The following is a 1513-nucleotide window of genomic DNA, read 5'->3' on the forward strand; positions in this document are numbered from 1 at the left end:
ACCACCACGCAACATCAGCCCCGGAGCAGGTCTGTTCGCCATACCCCATGATCTCGAACCCCAACCATAAAGTCACTTACGACACGCGACACTAGTAGGATTATCGCAATAGCTGCCGGGGAGAATCGTCCAAGGGTCCAGTAGGTAAACCGGCTCTTCAGGATCCAGGGTGTAGTCGGGGTCTGAATCCTCCGGCCTCGAGTAGCGAGCGGGCGATGTAGTGGGTGAGGTTTCGGAAGCCCAGGGCTGAGCCGCGCAGGTGTTCCAGCCGGCCATTGATGGCCTCTGTGGGGCCGTTGCTGGTGCCGGGCCGGTCGAAGAAGGCGAGGATGTCGGCGGCGCGCTGCTTCAGCGTGCGGCCGAGCGTGCGCAGCTCGACGAGCACGGCCGGGACGCCGCTGGCGAGGGAGTCGATGAGTCGCCCCATGACGAACTTGCCGAGTCCTCGGTCGGGTTCCCGGTAGGCGGTGACCATCCGCTGGTAGACACCCCAGGTTGCCTCGACGGCGGCGTGGTCATCATCGGCGGACAGGTCCTGGAGGCGGGTCTGCTGGGTGTCGGTGAGCAGCCCGGCGCCGGTGTGCAGGGTGCGGCGGGCCTTGTAGAGCGGGTCTTCCTTCCTCCCGCGTCGTCCGAACGTGTCGCGTTGGATCCGGCGGCGGCACTCGTCCAGCGCGTCGCCGGCGAGGCGGACAACGTGGAACGGATCCATGACCGCGACCGCGTCGGGCAACTCCTCGGCGGCGGCGGTCTTGAATCCGGTGAAGCCGTCCATCGCGACGACTTCCACCCCAGCCCGCCAGGCCTGCGGCCTGCCGGCGAGCCAGGTCTTGAACACCGCCTTCGAACGCCCGGCGACCATGTCTAACAGCCTGGCCGGCCCGGTCTCCTGGCGCACCGGGGTGAGGTCGATGATCACGGTGACGTACCTGTCGCCGCGACGGGTGTGCCTCCACACGTGCTCGTCGACACCGATCACCCGAACCCCGTCGAACCGGGACGGGTCATCGATCAGGACCCGTCTGCCCTCAGCGAGGATCGCGTGGTTGGCGGCCGACCACGACACCCCCAGCCCTGCGGCGACGCGTGAGACCGACAGGTGATCCAGGACCAGACCCGCCAGTCCCCAGGCCAGTCCGCCGCGGGAGATCTTGGCCCGCACCGGCGCGGCGGCCGTGGTGTTCTGCCGCCAGACCCGCCCGCACCCGGAGCACTTGTAGCGCCGCACGCGGATCAGCAGTGTCGTGGGCCGATGTCCGAACGGCTCGTGCGCGAGCCGGCGCACCACCGTGTCCCGCGGGGCGCCCTGGCACCCGCACGTGCGGCACCACCGGTCCGGTTCAACGACACGACATGCGATCAGCGCCCGCTCCGGCTCAAGGCACTGGCCGACGGCCTCCAGGCCGAGCTCATCGAGACGGACGACTGGTGCCACCGCTGCGGCCAGCATGGTGTGTTGCGGGACACGGTGGTGCGTCGGCTCGCTCACGAACCGCTCGGGTGGCGGCCGACC

The 1513-nt window shown here is 68.9% G+C and carries 1 protein-coding gene; it reads right to left on the reverse strand.

Annotated elements, in window-relative coordinates; all coding sequences use genetic code 11:
• Positions 1-157: 157 nt before the first annotated feature.
• Entirely contained in the window at positions 158-1450 is a 1293-nt protein-coding gene (locus H590_RS0113640) for an ISL3 family transposase (RefSeq protein ID WP_028703943.1), read from the reverse strand.
• Positions 1451-1513 lie beyond the last annotated feature (63 nt).

It is taken from the genome of Acidipropionibacterium jensenii DSM 20535 (assembly GCF_000425285.1).
Classification (GTDB): domain Bacteria; phylum Actinomycetota; class Actinomycetes; order Propionibacteriales; family Propionibacteriaceae; genus Acidipropionibacterium; species Acidipropionibacterium jensenii.